Source organism: Mesorhizobium sp. ESP7-2 (assembly GCF_020164715.1).
GTDB lineage: Bacteria > Pseudomonadota > Alphaproteobacteria > Rhizobiales > Rhizobiaceae > Mesorhizobium.
This window is the reverse complement of the sequence record NZ_JAIUGQ010000024.1, coordinates 1-16,002: the sequence shown is the minus strand read 5'-3', so window position 1 is coordinate 16,002 and position 16,002 is coordinate 1. Positions and strand designations below refer to the sequence as shown.

Genomic DNA, 16,002 nt, shown 5'->3' with positions numbered 1-16,002 from the left:
CGCGTGAGGACGTTAGGAGGTCCTGTCGAAGCGCATCACCGCGAAGACGGTCCTGAACAGGATCACGATGTCGGACCAGACAGACCAGTTCCGAACATACTGGCTGTCCAGCGCCACGCGTGTGGCATAGTCCACGCTGCTTCTTCCGCTCACCTGCCAAAGACCGGTCAGTCCCGGCCTGGCGCGGAGATAGTCCGCCACGTGGTCGCCGTAAAGCTCGAGTTCTTCCTTCACGACGGGCCTCGGCCCCACGCAACTCATGTCGCCGCGGATAATGTTATAGAGTTGGGGGAGTTCATCGAGGCTTGACCTTCGGAGCATTCGCCCGAGGAACGTCACGCGCGGGTCGTTCCTGATCTTGTGGGTCTTTTCCCACTCCATTTTGATGTCGGGATTGGATTCGAGGCAGGCTTTCAAAACGGCTTCCGAATTGCCGACCATCGAACGGAACTTATAGCAGTTGAACGGTCTTCCGCCGAAGCCGATCCGGCTGTGCGGGAACACCGCCGAGCCCCCTGTCGTGGTCCTGATGAGCAGGGCAACAGCAATCATTACCGGCGCTGCCATGACAAGCGCCGTGACTGCTATGATCAAATCCAGAATTCGCTTCAGAAGACCTCCCACGGGAGGATTCATCGAGCCTGCCCTGATGATGGGCGACGAGTCGATCAACAACACCCCGCCACTGTCGTGGTCGGGAGCGGAAACAACATGCAGGACCGGTCGGTTGTCGACTGCCACCGGAACGGATGGCTGGTCCCAAATCGGGGGTGCGAGATGTGACTGCTTCTCGAAGGCGTTTGTCATGACGATCATTGTTTCGAGTTGTTTGACTTTGACACTTTCCCAATCTCGGGGAGGGTCGGCAAGAAAGGCAAAGGAGGTAGCGGTACGCGCCCCACACCAACCCCTAATGCCAAGGGATGATCCTGAACGTCTTCCAGGCTTTCGACGACTTCGCATCTACCCTTTTCATGTCGTGCGATGTTTGGATGTCATCGCCCGAGCGTTCGCCAGAAGGACTCCAAGCACATGCGCCCTGCTGGCCTGCAACGCTCGGACAAGGTCCCGCAGCGTTTCGGAATGCGTCTTGCCCCATTCTGCAACGATGACGACACCGTCCAGAACGGACCCGACAATCAGTTCGTCGGCTCCCGAGGCCAGTGTGGGCAGGTCTACGATGACAACGTCGTAGGCGCCAAGTTCGTGATCGGCGAGAGCAAAAGCGGTAACCTCCGAGAGGAACGCCTCCATATTGCGGGGCATCAACAGGTCGGTGCCCTCCACCACGGAACTGCGAAGCAGGTCGAACGACCGGCCTGGTGCGCGCACGATGCTGAGCCGGATCGGGTCCTGGCACAGTCTGTCGTAGGCAACTGAACGGCCGAGCAGCCGGATGGTGGTCACCGATCGCCGGACATCGGCGTCGATCACCAGCGTCTTCAGACCGGACATCGAGTACAGCGTGGCGAGATTGCTGGCCACGGAACTCTTGGGACTGCCGTTGGACACGGCGGTCAACCCGAGGAATTTGACCTGATGGTTGGTTTCCGCAAGGCTGATCTCGGCCCGTGCCTTCCTGAGGCACTGGCTGTATCGTGAGTAAGGATGTCTCTTGACCTCGTCAACGTGGCCGGATTCCATTCGCTTGCTCGTCAAAGGCAACTCTCCGACGCACTCGATACCCAGGTTCTCCCTGATGTGCCGCGGCGACCTGACAGTCCAGTCGAGCGTGTGCCTCACAAACGAAATCCCGATGCCGACAATGAGCCCCGCAATCGCGGCGAAGGCAAGGATCAGTTTCGGCCTTGGAGCGCTCGGATAAAGCGGCGCTGTCGCGGCCGTGATCACCCTCGCGTCGGCCACCGGATACGATTGCTGGCTCACCGAGTTGGTGTAGGCCTGGAGGAAGCTTTCGTACATCTTCTGATAGGTTTCGGCAGTCACCTCGAGCTCTTCGAGCGTCGGCACGGCGTTGACGCCATCCGCGGTATTGGCATCTTCATTTTGCGACTCGTTGCCGACGCTGTAGTCGTGCCGAGAACGGAATTCCTGAGCCTTCGCCATGGCCGCGTTCATTTGCGCGCGAAGCTGCTGAAGACGCTTCTCGAGCCACGCGCCGCCTTCCCTTGCCGCGTCGGCTTTGGTTTCGATCTGTTCATGCACGAAGGCGTCGGCCGTGGCGTTGGCAATATTGGATGCGCCCTCGGGATCGACGGACGTGAAGGAAATGTCAATCGCGTAGGAAACACCGACCCTGCGTATATCGAGGCCGTCGCGGAAACTCGACATTGTGTGCCGGAATTTTTGATAGTCGGTCAGTGATGTGGGGGGTTCTGGCATGCCCAAGCCGAAATACTCCCACAGCGACGTCAGCCTGGCGCTTTTCTGGGCGCCCAAAGCATCAGCCAGGACCATTTTTATCTTTCTGAATGCCTCCGGCAAAATCGGCGCGTGTGGACGATTGAACTTAGGATCTTCGACGAGTTTCAGCTGCTCGATGACCATCGCAGCGATCTTTTCCGACTGCATCACCGCGATCTGGCTCTCCACCTGTGCGGTGTCCAATGACAGGTTTACTTCTCCGCCCTCCTGTAGATGTTGGGGCACTTTCGGCTCGATCAGGATCTGCGCACTGGCGGTAAAGACCGGGTCGGTGGTCGAGTTGTAGAACCACGCTACCAAGAGCGCAGCGCCAAGGCAGGCAATGATCGTTCCGAAGTAACGCCGAGAAAATCCGGTTATATCAGCGAAGCCAATAAACTCCTGGCTGATGCCACCCTGCTTGTTCGTTGTCGCAGGCCATTGATGAGGCAACATGCGGTCCATTCAACTTCTCCTGCAGGCGTGCGGGAAACTCCGGCACACGCGCCATCCTGACGCAGGCGAAGCATGGTGTCCGGCCGATGTCTGCATGGAAAGCTGCGGCCCCGCGATCCCAGGTTGCCGCGAAAGACTAACCCGGCGGTGCGGAAGGTAAACGCCGCCAATTGGCGTATGCGACTACGTCCTATGGGAGGGAAGAAGGCGCTGCAATTCCGCTTGAGTCCTGCGCAAAAATGACAGCTGCCGCTGCAGCGAGGCCTGCCGTGTGTGATTCAACATCACCTTATTTGTGAGCGTGTCGATCCTCGCGGAAATGATTTCTAGGTTTTCGCCGTTGTCGAGCGCCTGCACCGAAAACGCGGCGCAGTCCGCTTCTGATAGATGGAGTTGCGTTTCCCTCTCGATTTCGACTTGCATGGCCTGAAGAAGGCGGACCAGCCGGCCAAGGCGCCTTTCATCGACATCTTCGCGCGGTGGGGACCTCAATGCGGGAAACGGCATTATGCGGCTCAATCCTTGACGTGAGCGCCCGAATGGAACGCATGTTCCAGAATACAAAACACTCTCGCCTGGACGAGGCATCCTTTCGGCGGTCGACTGGCATCTCCTATTGGATGAGGGGTGCGTGTCTGGGCGTCAGGACTGCCCGAATTCCTGACGAGGCCGGCGCCCTACGGCATGCTAAGACCCTCCTTCATGTCGGAGTGCGATTTCGGAGCGGAACGTGTCCTTAACAAAGTCAATTGCGTCACGCGGCGGTGTCGGGCTGGCCGCCGCGATGGACGGCAGTGGACGCGACTTCGGCAACCATCTCATCGCCGCCAAGATGGCGCCCAATCGCCGGGCTGATCCTGGGCGGCTTGCGTCCAGGACGTCGGCAAGGCATCTTCGCTGTCTGCCTGCTTCCCGCCGCCGCTGCCATCTCCTTGCCGGTGGCCACGGTGACGGCGTCATCGGACAAGCCGAACGTCCGGCTCTGGTGCGCTGCTCCGTCCAAAAGGCGCCGGCGGATGTTCAGTGCTCTCGACCTGCCGCTGCGCCAAGATCCGTAGGTCGGAGCCTGCAGCCAGAGATTTCTTGAGAAGGGGCTCGAGTATGGCATCCCAGCTGGTTTGTTTTGTCATGAGCGGGGGCGTGGGCTCGCGCCTGTGGCCGCTTTCGCGCGAAGACAATCCCAAGCAATTCCACGACCTTTCGGGCGACGGCTCAATGCTCGCAAAGACCGTCCGACGGCTCAAGGCGCGGCCCGACAGTCAGACACCGATCTACCTGATCGCTTCCGAACGACATGCCGATCGCGTTATCTCAGACATTGCTTCGCTCGGCCTGAACGGCGGTAAACCGATCTTCGAGCCTGTCGGTCGCAATACCGCCGCGGCCGTCGCCATAGCCACCCTGCAGACGATCTCGGAACATGGCAGCGATGCGCTTGTGCTCGTGGTTCCCTCCGACCATCAGATATCGACCGACGCGCAATTCTGGGAGACCGTCGAGTCGGGCGTTCCTGCCGCCGTTGCAGGGAGCATCGTCGTCTTCGGCATCAAGCCGACGCATCCGGAAACTGGATACGGCTACATCGAGGTTGCCGCAAATGACGATCGCGTGGCTGCGGTTTCGTGCTTCGTCGAAAAGCCGAATGCCGAGACAGCGCTCGAATACCTGGCGTCAGGACGATTCTACTGGAACGCCGGCATTTTCCTGTTTCGTGCCGACACCATGCGGCGGGCATTTCTCGATTTCCAACCGGACATCTGGGAAACTGCAGACCGGGCCCACAAGACTGCACGCACGGACCTCTCAGGTATCTGTCTCCCCCAGGGCTTGTACTCGGCCGTCCCCTCCACCTCGATCGACTATGCCGTCATGGAGCATGCACGCGATATTGCCATGGTTACGGCTTCCTTCCGCTGGGACGACCTTGGATCGTGGCAATCGCTGCTCGAAGCCAGCCCGACGGACGGCAACGGCAATGTCGTCATGGGCGACATCGTCGCCATGGACTGCGACAGCTCCTACCTTAGAAGCCAAGGCAGGCTGCTGACCGTCATCGGAATGAAGGGGGTGGCGGTAGTGGCGACACCGGACGCGGTGTTCGTCGCCCCTGTCAGCCACAGCCAGAACGTGAAGAAGGTCGTCGAGCAGTTGGAAAAAAGTGGGCGGCTTGAGACGAAGTACACGCCATCGGAAGACCGAGTCATCATCAGCGGTTCGTGGCGCAAGCGCGTCGAACATTGGCTCTTCAATGAAACCCTGCCGCTTTGGTCCACCGCAGGGGTCGATGATGTATACGGCGGCTTTCACGAGGCTCTCGGTTTCGACACAAGGCCGCTGGGCAAGTCCAAGCGCATGCGCACCATGGCTCGCCAGATCTACGCCTTCGCGGTAGCCAAGGAACGCGGTTGGGCCGGACCGGCCGACAAGCTGATCGCCCATGGCATAGACTTCATTGCCAAACATGGCCGCACAACCCGTGGCGGCTGGGTGCGCACCCTTAATGTCAATGGCAGCGTGGCTGACCCTGCGGAGGACGCGTACGATCATTCCTGCGTACTCCTGGCACTTTGCCATGCTCATCGATGCGGCCATCGGGACGCCTTGCGACTGGCACAAGAGACATTTCATTTCCTCGACGCCCATCTCGAAGACGACCGTCTGAACGGCTTTCTGGAAACCTCCGGCTCCAACGGGATGCGGTTTTCGAACCCGCACATGCACATGCTGGAGGCTTTCCTTGCATGGCATGCCGTCACTGGCGACCGCACCTATCTGCGCCGGGCGGCTCGCGTGGTTGATCTCTTCAGATGCCATTTCTTCGATCAGGAAAGCTGGACGGTAGGAGAAAATTTCGACGTCGACTGGCTACCTCTGCCTGGCGAAAAAGGCCTGTCGACCGAACCCGGCCACCATTTCGAATGGGCCTCGCTCCTCATCGATTTCGCTAAAAAAAGCGGACAAAAGGACTTGGCAAGTTATGCACGGAAGCTCTATTCGTCGGCGATCGCCAGCGGATTGAATCGGGCGACGGGTCTGGCTTACGCGGCTGTGTCGCGGCAGGGAATGCCCATCGACCGGCTCTCCCGCAGCTGGCCGCAATGCGAGGCCATCAAGGCAGCCATCGCCCTGGACGGCATAGGCGGGCCTGATTTGAAACCAGAGATAGAAGCCCGTGTCGCCCGTCTCTTTCGATGGCATATCGATCCCGCCCCCCTTGGCTTGTGGATCGACAGGATTGACGAGCGCGGAAGGTCACAGGCCACGGAGGTTCCCGCCAGTATCTTCTACCACTTGGTGACCGCGTTGATGCAGTATTTGGACAAGACCGAAGGTCAGGTCGAACCTTTCCCGATACCAGCTTTGGACCTGGGCAAGACTGTCCCCGCGCGGGCTTTAGGCTAAACTTCACCACACTATTCATCCGGCTGGGGTCCGGAAGCATTCGACACCGTGGCAGGCGAGCGATGGACGTGCCCGTCCGATCAAAGGTGACGAGACCCGTCGCGGTCGGCAAGCGGCGACCCGTCAGCTGGGTAAGTGACCATGGGTTTCTACGAGAGAAGACTTGTCGACCGTTCTCCAATGCGACGTCTGCGGTGATGGCGGCATCGTGGTGTCCCAAGGTGGAGGGGCAAGCTACGGCTAATTCGGTATGCTTGCCTCTGTGTCGTCGCTCGGAACCGGGATAGCATGCTTAAAAATAGGTCTAAAGGGACGCCGAGATTGAGCTTTTCCAATTTCGTTGCCGCCGCGGATAGCGACTAAATCGCTGAAAGCAAGGTGATTGTGTGTCTAAACACCCGTCTTGTCCGGACAGTTGAGAAGCATATTATGGCAAAAAAGAAATCGCGTACTAGGCCCACCAGTGATCTCTTGAAACTGCTTGCCACCAGGCCTCGAGCTGTTGCCCTTGCCGCGTTGCACGTGAGTGAATCGGTGCTGCTTGAACTTGAGGCATCGGAATTGTTGTCGGCAAGACAGATAAGAGGGTTGCTCAAGGACGCATCAAGGACCTTGCGAAATGCCGCCGGCCAAGTGGACAATCGCAGCAGCTTCATCGCCGCGGAAATAGTCGAGTCCATGCAAGAAAATTTCACAAGAAATAAAAGCTAGCTGCTGCGGTTGCGACCGTACGACTCTTTGCTTTCCCATGCTGCGTAGCTGTGGCGACGTCGCACAAGTACCCATCACGCCAAATTTTGATGTACATTCGATCCGAGGGGATAGAAAGTGAAGACATCGGGCGGGGTTATAAATGTTGTACGCTTCACAGTCTTTGGGCGGGAACGAAAAGCGGTCATCGTATATCAGGCTTGCCGACGAAGATTCGGCGCTCATGAAGACGCTGGGGTTCACACCGAAGCGTTATCCACCTGGGACGGTCATTTTCAGCCAGGGTGAGGACAATGACCGCGTATTCATCGTCGAGTCGGGGTGGGGTTGCCTGTCGCACGAACTTGCAGGGGGGCAGCGACAGATCCTGGATTTTGCCCTGAGAGGCGATCTCGTCATGTCCCGGTCGAACGGGGGTGGCGCGCTTGAAACGTTTGTTGCTCAAACCGACCTGAACGTCTTGGTAGCCTCAACCAAGACATTTACGCTCACAGCCATGAAATCCCCCCATCTTTTCTCCCTGATCGTCGAGGCTCTTGGGCACAACGGTGCCGTCATCGCTGAACATCTCACCAATGTTGGTCGACGCAGTGCCTTGGCGCGGACCGCACATCTGTTCCTCGAATTGAGAACGCGCCTGGAACTCATAGGCTCCGTTACCCGCGATAGCTATGAATGCCCGTTGACCCAGTACGATCTCGCGGACGCCCTTGGCCTCACTCCGATTCATGTCAACAGGATGCTGCGCGAACTGCGTGAGCGAAAATTTCTCGAATTCCGGCAAGGCCGTGTTCGCGTGCTCGACCTACGAGGCATGACGGAATATGCGGGTTTCGAGCGCAGCTATATCGACAGTTGACATCTGGGTGTAGGAGCGACTTGGCATCGAAATGCGGTCCTGAGCGAGGAGGGCATTGCCGTCCCAGTGCACGGCTGGGGCGAAACGCTTAATCCCCGGATGGGACACAACGCTGGAATGGCCGGGGCGGTTTTGGGGTTTTGGGGACGTGGACCGCACCGGCCATCGCGGTCGGGGGGCCTCCCGCAAGGATTGGTATATCTTATGTTAGCGAGAGCGCAATTAATCCTATCGGACGACCACCATCGCCGGGAACGGAAGGGATCGAGTGCAAACCGAGCATTGCGGACTCGCTGTTCAGACCGATTTGGAGAGCCCAGCCATCCAAGTCGGGCTTGCCCTTGCTTTTAGGGCAGTCCTACAATTTTGAACGAGGACGCAGAGCCTGAAGGACGGCATGCTAGAACTTCGATATACGACAGACCGTTTGAAACGAGCTTTGATCCGTACACCAGATTGTCCGCCTTTGTGTCCGTAGCGGAGATAGCTGACCTTCAAGAGAATCTCGCGGCCTGTTGAGTATCTTGGCTTCCTAAAGCCTGAGAGCGGTCCTGAAGGTGGAGAACTCGTCATCAGTGATCTGAACCACGTGCTGTGGCTCGGGATAGGCGCCGGTCTGGACGTCGGAGATGAACTCGCGATAGGCGGCGATGCGCTCGTGCTGCAGCCGCTCATACTCGGCGGCGAAGTTGCGGTAGGTCTTTGCATGGCGCGGCTTGTGGCCTGATGTGTGGCCGAGCACGTCCTCGCTGAACAGATACTGCGCGTCGGCATGCGGTCCGGCGCCCATCCCAAGCATGATCATCGGTGTGCTCTTCGTAATCAGTTCGGCAATGCGGTCTGGCACCACTTCCAGTTCGGCGCCGAAGCAGCGAATGGCTTCAAGGCGTTTGACGTGGTCCCACACCGCACGCGCGCTCTCGGCCGTCCTGCCGACAGCCTTGAAACCGCCGGTCCAAGTGCATTGCGAGGGGATCAGGCCAACATGGGCAACGACAGGCACGGCGTTGTCGCAGAGCGTCTTCTGGATATCGAGCGAGGCGGCACAGTAGAAGCAGTCGCCGCCGATGCGCATAAAGTGGTAGGCGGTTTTCAGATAGTCCTCCGCCGTGACCAGATTGCCGGATGGCCCGTAAGGCAGCCCGACCTGTACGAAGCAGCGGCCCGCCGCCTCGCGCATCTCAGGCGAGAAGAATCGGCCCTCGATCGAAAGCATGTCGACGCCGGCCGCATCCGCCGCTGCCGCCTCGTCGAGCGAGGTGACATACAGCATGGAAATCTTTTGTCCGCGGCCCTTCATGGCGCGGATGTCGGCGACGGTGGGCCGGGTGCTCTTGGTGACCATTTTGTTCCCTCAGATCGTGAAAGCTTCGCGGAAGGCTTGCAGCGCCGCCTCGGGATTGCCGGAGGCGAATGCCTCCATGCCCACCGGTCCGCGATAGCCCATGTCCTTCAGCGCACGGGCGATACCCCGGTAATTGATCTCGCCGGTGCCGGGCTCCATGCGTCCGGGCACATCGGCCACCTGGACCTCGCCGATCCAAGGTAGGCAGGCGCGGCACAGCTCGATCAGGTTCCCTTCGCCGATTTGCGCGTGATAGAGGTCGAGATTGAGGCGGAGCCCCGAACGGTTGACGCTCGAGACCAGCGCCAGTGTGTCCTCAGCGCGCCCGAACGGCACGCCGGGATGGTCGACCGGCAGGTTCAGATTCTCCAGCGTGAAGGTCACGCCTTCCGTCTCGGCAAGGTCGGCAATGCGGTTCAGCGTGTCGCGCGCCTTGAGCCACATGGCGCCGGTGACGATCTCGCACGGCGTGACTGGCAGACCGCCATCACCCAGCCCGGTGCCGTGCAGATTGAGCCGCGCGACGCCGAGGCGTTTGCCGACCGCCGCGGTCTCCTTCGCCGTCTTCAACAGTTCGGCAGCACCTTCGTCATCGGCCAGCCGGCCGCGCAGATAACCGTTCATGATCGAGAAAGTCGCGCCGGATCTTTCCAGCATTGCGAGATCGTGCTCGGGCCAGTTCCAGAGGCCGACCTGAAAACCCATTTCGGTGAGGCGCCGCACGCGCCATTCCATCGGCTTGTCGCGCCACAGCATTTCGACACAAGCCGCCAGTGTAAAAGTATCGGACATGTCAGACCTCGATGTACACGCGGCCGTCCTCGACCTTCGTGGCGTAGGTTTTCAGGTTCACGCAGACCGGTGCGCGTAGCGCTTCGCCGGTCCGGTAATCGAACACGCCGCTGTGCTTCGGGCATTCGATCCTGTGCTCCATAACCAGCCCGTCGCTGAGATGCACCTTCTCATGCGTGCACAGCCCGTCGGTGCAGAAGAATGCATCGTCGGGGCTGCGGTAGATGGCGAATGTCCGGGCCTCGTGATCGAAGCGGATGACGTCCTCTTCATCGATGTCATCGGTCGCGCACGCATCAATCCATTTTGCCATTGTCACTCTGCCGTCTGTTCTTTGGTTGGTCGAAAATGCGGCCGGCAGAATTCCGCCGGCCGCACAGGAAGATGCCCGGGAGGAAGGAGGGGCGTCTTCACTGGTCACGCATTGCTCGTGCCGCGCGGCGCTTACCCGACATCAGCTGCGGAGAACCTCTCGATCTCGGCTTCGAGTTCAGCCATCTGCTCGCCGCCGGCCATCAGGTCGGTAATGGCCTCGCGGCTTTTCTCACCCTTGCGGAAGTCGGCGGCCTTGGAACCTCTGATGAGGACGGCGAAGTGGTCGCCGACGGTCAGCGCGTGGACGACATTGTGGGTGATGAAGATGACCGCGATGCCCTTGCGGCGCGCTTGCAGGACGATGCGCAGCACGTGCGCCGCCTCCTTGACACCGAGTGCCGCGGTCGGCTCGTCGAGGATCAGCACGCTGGCGCCGAAGTGGACGGCGCGCGCGATGGCCAGCGCCTGGCGTTCGCCACCGGACAGTCCGCCGACGAGGCGGTCGCCGTCGTCGATGCGGGTGATGCCGAGCTGGCGCATCTCGGTGACGGCGATCTCGTTGGCCCGTTTCCGGTCGTAGATGGTCAGCGGCCCCCAGCGCCGCGTCGGCTCGGCGCCGACGAAGAAGGAGCGGCCGATGCTCATCAGCGGGAATGTCCCGCCGAACTGGTGGACGGTGGCGATGCCATGGTCACCGGCGTCGCGGGGGCTATCGAAGGCCACGGATTTGCCGTCCATCTCCATCGTACCCGACGTGGGCTTGTGGACACCGGAGAGGATCTTGATCAGCGTCGACTTGCCGGCACCATTGTCGCCGAGCAGGCACAGCACCTCGCCTCTGTTGACCTCGAGCGAAATGTCATGGAGCACGTCGATCGGGCCGAACGACTTGTTGATCCCAGTCAGCCTGAGCAGGGGCGTGGTCATCAGCGTGCCCTCGGTTTGGTGCGCGGCGCGTAGGTCAACGCCATGGTGCGGAAAGTGTTGTTCATCAGCACGGCCGCCAGCAGCAGGACGCCGATGATCAGGCTTGCCCAGTTGGCGTCGAAGCCGGTGTAGAAAATGCCCTGATTGACGATGGCGAAGGTCAGTGTGCCCAAAACGATGCCGACCACCGATCCGTAGCCGCCGGTGAGCAGCACGCCACCGATGACCACCGCGATGATCGAGTTGAAGATGAAGGACTGGCCGGCGGCCACCTGGGCACTGTTGTAGAGGATGGCCTGCGACATGCCGACGAAGGAGGCGCACAGGCCGCTGCTCATGAAGAGCGCGATGGTCACCCGGTCGGTCGGGATGCCGGCATTGCGGGCGCTCACCGCGTCGCCGCCCATGGCCAGGATCCAGTTGCCGAAGCGCGAGAAGTTCAGGATGAAGCCGACGATGAGGATGGCGGCGATCCACCAGAACAGCGTCACCTCGAACTTGCCGCCGAGATAGTCGCCGAACAGCAGCTTGGCGGTCGGCCCGCTCTTCAGCGCGACGCTGGTGCTGCCGGACAGGATGACCGAGAGGCCGAGCGTCAGGCCAGCCAATGCGAACAGCGTGGCGAGCGTAACGACGAAGGACGGCACCTTGGTGCGGATCACCAGCACGCCGTTGATGAAGCCGACGGCGAGCCCAAGGCCAAGCGCGGCGAGGATGCCGACGATGATCGGCAGGTCGTAGTGGCCCGACAGGATGGCAATGGTCATCGAACTGGCGGGGACCATCGAGCCGACGGAGAGATCGAGGTGCCCGGCGATCATCAGCAACCCGATGGGAAGCGCGATGATGCCGAGTTCCGAGGCGACGTTGAGCCAGCTCGCGGCACCTCCGGCCGACATGAAATTGGCACCGCCGAAGATCGAGAAGAACACCAGAACGGCAATCATGCCGATCAGCGAACCGACCTCGGGCCGGCGCACGAGACTGCCGATCGAGGGCATCGAAGATTGCGGGGGCGCGGTGGCTGCCGCGGCGAGTTGGTCATGGGCTTGGGATGTCATCGAAATGTCCCTGGCTTGAACAATGGGAGCCTGGCGCTGCCAGTAGTCGGCGGCGCGTGGCAGATGATGTCCGGCCCGCGGATGGGCCGGACATTCTGTCTGCAGAAGCTAGCGAGCGCCGGCCGCGGCACCAGCCATCGTCGCATCGACATTGGCGGCGTCCACGATCCCCGGCCCGGTCAGCACCGGCTTGGTCGGCAGGTCGAGCCCATAATTGACGAAGCCGTTCAGCAGCGACACCGCGAGAAAGCCCTGCAGATAAGGCTGCTGGTCGACAGCGAACATCTGCGTGCCAGCCTTGATGCGCTGCAGGCCGGTCTCATCCATGTCGAACGAAGCCAGCTTGACCTTTTCGCCGGCATTGGCCTGGCTGATGGCGTTGGCGGCACTGTTGGCGTCGCCGGCGCTGATGGTGATGACACCGTCGATGGTGTTGTCCTTCAGCACGGCGGCCTTGATCGCCTCTGCGACTGCTGTCGGGTTGCCGAAGCTCGACGACGGCAGCGGCAACTGGCTCGATTTGCCGCCGCTCTTGGCGATGGCGTCGGCAATGCCCTTGCAGCGGTCTTCGGTGTTGGTGGCGCCCGGCAAAGTGTTGACGCACAGCACGTTCTTGGAACCATGGCTGCCGTAATAGGTGCCGCCGCCCAGGCCAGCGGCGTATTCTTCATTGCCGACATAGTTCATGGCACCGAGCCGCTTGGCCGCGTCCATGCCGCCGGAATTGTAGATGATGAGCGGCACGCCTGCCGCAACGACTTCCTTGAAAGCATCGTCCATGGCCTCCGGCACCCAGTCAGGGCCGACAATGGCGCTCGGCTTCTGGCTGAGCGCGGTGCGGATCAGCTTGGCCGCGTCCGGACCGAGATTGTCGTAGTTCTGCGGACCGAGCCAGGTCACCGAGCCGCCGGTCAGTTCGGCGACCTTGCCGGCGTCGTCGGCGCCCTTCTTGACCTTCGACCAGAACGGGTCGTCCGCCTTACCGCCGATGACGAATATCTTCGCGCCATCGGCCATGGCTGCCGTGGACGATATCGCCGCCACGCCCGCAAGCATGATCGCCGTCATTTTCGTGATCGTTTTCATTTCATTTCCTCCCGGTTGCCGTCGTCAGACGGTTTAGAAAAAATCGAATTCATCCGCAGGCGCGCACCTCTCCCGTTGCGCGTTGCGTCGCTTGATCAATGGTTCGCCCCGGCCTTGGCGTTCATACGTTCCTTCTTTTTCTGGAAGCGGGCGTCCATCATGGCGTCGCCTTGCTTGGTGCCGTCGTGCCAAGTGCCGAACCATCGATCGAGCGGGATCAGCCCGTCACCGCCGTAGTTCACCTCGAAATATTTGTGATGCAGGTAGTGTGCGTAAGCGTGGCTCTCGACCGCTGTGTCCTCGGTTACCTCCAGCTTATCGAAGCCGAGATGGCCGTTGACCGCACCGAAGCCGGCGATATGCAGCTGGAACAGCGCGACAATCGGATTGGACGGGATGACCAGATGCCAGAAGGCGACCGCGTGATAGAGGAACCCCTCCACCGGATGCATCGACAGCGATGACCACGGCGACGGGTTGATCGAGTTGTGGTGGACCGAATGGATCCAGCGATAGAGCGGGGCCCAGTGGATCAGGCGGTGGATGAAGAAGAAATGCACCTCGTGGATGGCCGGTGCGACCAGCACAAGTGCGGCGAGGTAGACCGGGTGATCTTGCCAGCCAACCCACGGCACGTAGCCATTGGCAAAGCACCACAGGAAGACGACTTCGACCACCGTCCATAGCGGAATGGTGATGAAGAACGAGCGCAGGAAGTTGTCGAGGTTCTGGCTCTGGAACCAGAACACGTCGGAGGGCGCGTCGGCAGGGAATTTGTGGTTGTACTTGAACCGCGTCGCCTGGGTTCGCTTGATGTAGTAGCGCAGCTCGAAGATGCCGTAGAAGACGAGGATCGCTGCCGCGTTGACGGCGTAGAGCCACAGCGCCCAGCCCCAGCTGATCGTCTTCATCGTCTCGACGCTCGGGACGATATAGAACCAGTAGAGCAGCGCCGTGGCCATGTGGAAAGCATTCCACGGCCAGATATAGCCGGGCAGCCACGCCAGGATCTTCGGCAGCCCGGGCGGCCAGTTCCACAACGGCGCTCCCTCGATGCGTCCGTTCGGCTTCCAGTCGCCGCGCTTGTCGCGCACGCCGTATTTGAGATCGTCCATGCAATCCTCCACCCGCAATGCCGCACCTGCAACGCCTTGGGACGGGCCGCACGCGCGCGCTGCCTCACACCGCCTGAGAGCGATGGGCCAAACCCGTATGCGCTGTGCTGCTGCTATCCCTAGGCTGGCGGTGCGCCCGCCTTGCTTGCTTTTGACGAGATAAACATCTTGATCCAAAATGAATCAAGAATAGAATTTTTGTTCCAAACTGATTGTGTCATTCATATCAATCTGGCACGATAAATGATATCTTCATATCAATTACTACAGGCGGATGAGACGAAATGGATCAGAACAAGCGGCCGACGATCAGGGATGTGGCCGCCGAGGCGAATGTTTCGGTGGCCACCGTCAACCGGGTGCTGAGCGGCATCGGCGCCGTCCGCCAAGGCACGCGCGAGCGCGTCAGGCTGGCGGCGGAGCAGATCGGCTTCTACGGAATGGGCGCGCTGCGCAGCCGCATAGCGGCCGCCCGGCCGCACTACCGCTTTGGCTTCCTGCTGCACCAGCCCGGCCGCGCCTTCTACCGCAACATCGCCGAGGCGCTGCGCGCGGTGGCGCCGACCATGCCCGACTGCGAGATAGAGCTGCGAATCGAGTTTCTCGACGACCTGTCGCCGCAGAATGTCGGAGCGCGCCTGCTGGCGCTCGGCGCCGAATGCGACGCCGTCGGCGTCGTCGCCGCCGTCCATCCGCTTGTCACCCAGGCGGTCGATGCGCTGCAGGCCCGCAACGTTCCGGTGTTTGCGCTGATCTCGCAGATATCGGCGACGGGTCAGGTTCATTACGTCGGACTAGACGGCTGGAAGGTCGGCCGCACCGCAGCCTGGGTGTTCGAGCATGTCTGCAGGGCGCCCGGCAAGCTCGGCATCCTTGTCGGCAATCACCGCTATCGCTGCCAGGAAATGAACGAGAGCGGCTTCCGCTCCTATTTCCGCGAGCACGCCCCTGATTTCACGCTGCTGGAGCCGCTGCTGACCTTCGAATCGAGCGCCATCGCACAGGAGATGACCGAGAAGCTACTGAACGAAAATCCGGATCTGTCCGGCCTCTATGTCGCCGGTGGTGGCATCACCGGGACTATCGCGGCCCTGCGCTCCACCGGCCGCGCCGGCAGCATCGTCGTCGTCGGCTACGAGTTGATGGAGTCGACCCGCCCGGCGCTGCTTGACGGCACGCTGACCTTCATCATCTCGCACCCGCTCGCCCGAATCGCGCTCGAAGCGCTGACCGGTATGGTCCGCGCCGTTGCCGCCCCGAACGATGGTGGCAATTTGACCGCCATCTTGCCGTTCGAGATATACACGCGGGAGAATATTTAGAGCAAAGATTACAGCACAGCGTTAGGAGATTCATATGGAGGTTCCGACAACAAACGCTGAGCCTATCCTCATCAGGGGCGAGATGGGGCACGACATTTCTGGCATCGACGCATAGCTTTCCACGGACGTCCGCTCTTGGACAAAGTCCAACACGCCGGAAAACGGCCGACATTGGGAAGGGTTTCGGGTGCCGTCAGGCGTACGAAAGCCTCTCATGCAGGAACCCGCGGGCTACAGTCGATGTCTA

At 60.7% G+C, this 16,002-nt stretch carries 15 protein-coding genes; 4 read left to right on the top strand and 11 right to left on the bottom strand.

Going from position 1 to position 16,002, the window contains the following annotated elements:
• Positions 1 to 12: 12 nt before the first annotated feature.
• The 4 genes from LB543_RS21325 to LB543_RS21310 all read right to left on the bottom strand — a co-directional run bounded on the left by LB543_RS21325 (position 13) and on the right by LB543_RS21310 (position 3,787).
• Positions 13 to 816 (bottom strand): sugar transferase, encoded by an 804-nt coding sequence (locus tag LB543_RS21325; protein WP_318012992.1) that lies wholly within the window; start codon positions 814 to 816, stop codon positions 13 to 15.
• A 156-nt stretch (positions 817 to 972) separates the two neighbouring features.
• Positions 973 to 2,829 carry a GumC family protein gene (locus tag LB543_RS21320; RefSeq protein ID WP_224615444.1) on the bottom strand — a complete coding sequence of 619 codons (1,857 nt, stop codon included), beginning with the start codon at positions 2,827 to 2,829 and terminating at the stop codon, positions 973 to 975.
• Between the two features lie 174 nt (positions 2,830 to 3,003).
• Positions 3,004 to 3,327, bottom strand: a complete 324-nt coding sequence (locus LB543_RS21315) for a hypothetical protein (protein ID WP_224615443.1) — start codon at positions 3,325 to 3,327, stop codon at positions 3,004 to 3,006.
• 247 nt (positions 3,328 to 3,574) lie between these two features.
• Complete coding sequence (locus LB543_RS21310; RefSeq protein WP_140764625.1) at positions 3,575 to 3,787, bottom strand: hypothetical protein; 213 nt, start codon at positions 3,785 to 3,787, stop codon at positions 3,575 to 3,577.
• A gap of 134 nt (positions 3,788 to 3,921) precedes the next feature.
• Between LB543_RS21310 and LB543_RS21305 the strand changes: the two genes are divergently transcribed.
• The 3 genes from LB543_RS21305 (at position 3,922) to LB543_RS21295 (ending at position 7,792) form a co-directional block, all read left to right on the top strand.
• On the top strand, positions 3,922 to 6,222 hold the full coding sequence (locus LB543_RS21305) for a mannose-1-phosphate guanylyltransferase/mannose-6-phosphate isomerase (RefSeq protein ID WP_140764628.1): 2,301 nt from the start codon (positions 3,922 to 3,924) through the stop codon (positions 6,220 to 6,222).
• 429 nt (positions 6,223 to 6,651) lie between these two features.
• Positions 6,652 to 6,933 (top strand): hypothetical protein, encoded by a 282-nt coding sequence (locus LB543_RS21300; RefSeq protein ID WP_140764631.1) that lies wholly within the window; start codon positions 6,652 to 6,654, stop codon positions 6,931 to 6,933.
• A gap of 223 nt (positions 6,934 to 7,156) precedes the next feature.
• A complete protein-coding gene (locus tag LB543_RS21295; protein ID WP_224615442.1) occupies positions 7,157 to 7,792 on the top strand; it encodes a Crp/Fnr family transcriptional regulator in 636 nt (211 codons plus the stop codon).
• Positions 7,793 to 8,324: 532 nt separating this feature from the next.
• On the opposite strand, the gene LB543_RS21290 is transcribed toward LB543_RS21295, so the two are convergent.
• The 7 genes from LB543_RS21290 to LB543_RS21260 form a co-directional block, all read right to left on the bottom strand.
• The gene (locus LB543_RS21290; RefSeq protein WP_224592853.1) at positions 8,325 to 9,137 is read right to left on the bottom strand and encodes a 3-methyl-2-oxobutanoate hydroxymethyltransferase; all 813 of its coding nucleotides are present in this window, start codon (positions 9,135 to 9,137) and stop codon (positions 8,325 to 8,327) included.
• Positions 9,138 to 9,146: 9 nt separating this feature from the next.
• Positions 9,147 to 9,929, bottom strand: a complete 783-nt coding sequence (locus tag LB543_RS21285) for a hydroxypyruvate isomerase family protein (RefSeq protein WP_140813482.1) — start codon at positions 9,927 to 9,929, stop codon at positions 9,147 to 9,149.
• Position 9,930: 1 nt separating this feature from the next.
• Positions 9,931 to 10,242 (bottom strand): MocE family 2Fe-2S type ferredoxin, encoded by a 312-nt coding sequence (locus LB543_RS21280; protein WP_140764643.1) that lies wholly within the window; start codon positions 10,240 to 10,242, stop codon positions 9,931 to 9,933.
• 131 nt (positions 10,243 to 10,373) lie between these two features.
• Positions 10,374 to 11,171, bottom strand: coding sequence for an ATP-binding cassette domain-containing protein (locus LB543_RS21275; protein WP_224592850.1), 798 nt, complete (start codon positions 11,169 to 11,171; stop codon positions 10,374 to 10,376).
• On the bottom strand, positions 11,171 to 12,172 hold the full coding sequence (locus LB543_RS21270) for an ABC transporter permease (protein ID WP_224592942.1): 1,002 nt from the start codon (positions 12,170 to 12,172) through the stop codon (positions 11,171 to 11,173). The genes LB543_RS21275 and LB543_RS21270 overlap by 1 nt, the downstream gene beginning before the upstream one ends.
• A 168-nt stretch (positions 12,173 to 12,340) precedes the next feature.
• Complete coding sequence (locus LB543_RS21265) at positions 12,341 to 13,318, bottom strand: sugar ABC transporter substrate-binding protein (protein ID WP_224615441.1); 978 nt, start codon at positions 13,316 to 13,318, stop codon at positions 12,341 to 12,343.
• A 95-nt stretch (positions 13,319 to 13,413) separates the two neighbouring features.
• Positions 13,414 to 14,433, bottom strand: a complete 1,020-nt coding sequence (locus tag LB543_RS21260; RefSeq protein WP_224615440.1) for a sterol desaturase family protein — start codon at positions 14,431 to 14,433, stop codon at positions 13,414 to 13,416.
• A 284-nt stretch (positions 14,434 to 14,717) separates the two neighbouring features.
• Between LB543_RS21260 and LB543_RS21255 the strand changes: the two genes are divergently transcribed.
• Positions 14,718 to 15,755 carry a LacI family DNA-binding transcriptional regulator gene (locus LB543_RS21255; RefSeq protein WP_140764655.1) on the top strand — a complete coding sequence of 346 codons (1,038 nt, stop codon included), beginning with the start codon at positions 14,718 to 14,720 and terminating at the stop codon, positions 15,753 to 15,755.
• Positions 15,756 to 16,002 lie beyond the last annotated feature (247 nt).

What these genes read in the sequence shown, in the direction of transcription:
- LB543_RS21325 (WP_318012992.1), bottom strand. Translation starts at nt 816, where the DNA reads ATGATCGTCATGACAAACGCCTTCGAGAAGCAGTCACATCTCGCACCC.
- LB543_RS21320 (WP_224615444.1), bottom strand. Translation starts at nt 2,829, where the DNA reads ATGGACCGCATGTTGCCTCATCAATGGCCTGCGACAACGAACAAGCAG.
- LB543_RS21315 (WP_224615443.1), bottom strand. Translation starts at nt 3,327, where the DNA reads ATGCCGTTTCCCGCATTGAGGTCCCCACCGCGCGAAGATGTCGATGAA.
- LB543_RS21305 (WP_140764628.1), top strand. Translation starts at nt 3,922, where the DNA reads ATGGCATCCCAGCTGGTTTGTTTTGTCATGAGCGGGGGCGTGGGCTCG.
- LB543_RS21300 (WP_140764631.1), top strand. Translation starts at nt 6,652, where the DNA reads ATGGCAAAAAAGAAATCGCGTACTAGGCCCACCAGTGATCTCTTGAAA.
- LB543_RS21295 (WP_224615442.1), top strand. Translation starts at nt 7,157, where the DNA reads ATGAAGACGCTGGGGTTCACACCGAAGCGTTATCCACCTGGGACGGTC.
- LB543_RS21290 (WP_224592853.1), bottom strand. Translation starts at nt 9,137, where the DNA reads ATGGTCACCAAGAGCACCCGGCCCACCGTCGCCGACATCCGCGCCATG.
- LB543_RS21285 (WP_140813482.1), bottom strand. Translation starts at nt 9,929, where the DNA reads ATGTCCGATACTTTTACACTGGCGGCTTGTGTCGAAATGCTGTGGCGC.
- LB543_RS21280 (WP_140764643.1), bottom strand. Translation starts at nt 10,242, where the DNA reads ATGGCAAAATGGATTGATGCGTGCGCGACCGATGACATCGATGAAGAG.
- LB543_RS21275 (WP_224592850.1), bottom strand. Translation starts at nt 11,171, where the DNA reads ATGACCACGCCCCTGCTCAGGCTGACTGGGATCAACAAGTCGTTCGGC.
- LB543_RS21270 (WP_224592942.1), bottom strand. Translation starts at nt 12,172, where the DNA reads ATGCCCTCGATCGGCAGTCTCGTGCGCCGGCCCGAGGTCGGTTCGCTG.
- LB543_RS21265 (WP_224615441.1), bottom strand. Translation starts at nt 13,318, where the DNA reads ATGAAAACGATCACGAAAATGACGGCGATCATGCTTGCGGGCGTGGCG.
- LB543_RS21260 (WP_224615440.1), bottom strand. Translation starts at nt 14,433, where the DNA reads ATGGACGATCTCAAATACGGCGTGCGCGACAAGCGCGGCGACTGGAAG.
- LB543_RS21255 (WP_140764655.1), top strand. Translation starts at nt 14,718, where the DNA reads ATGGATCAGAACAAGCGGCCGACGATCAGGGATGTGGCCGCCGAGGCG.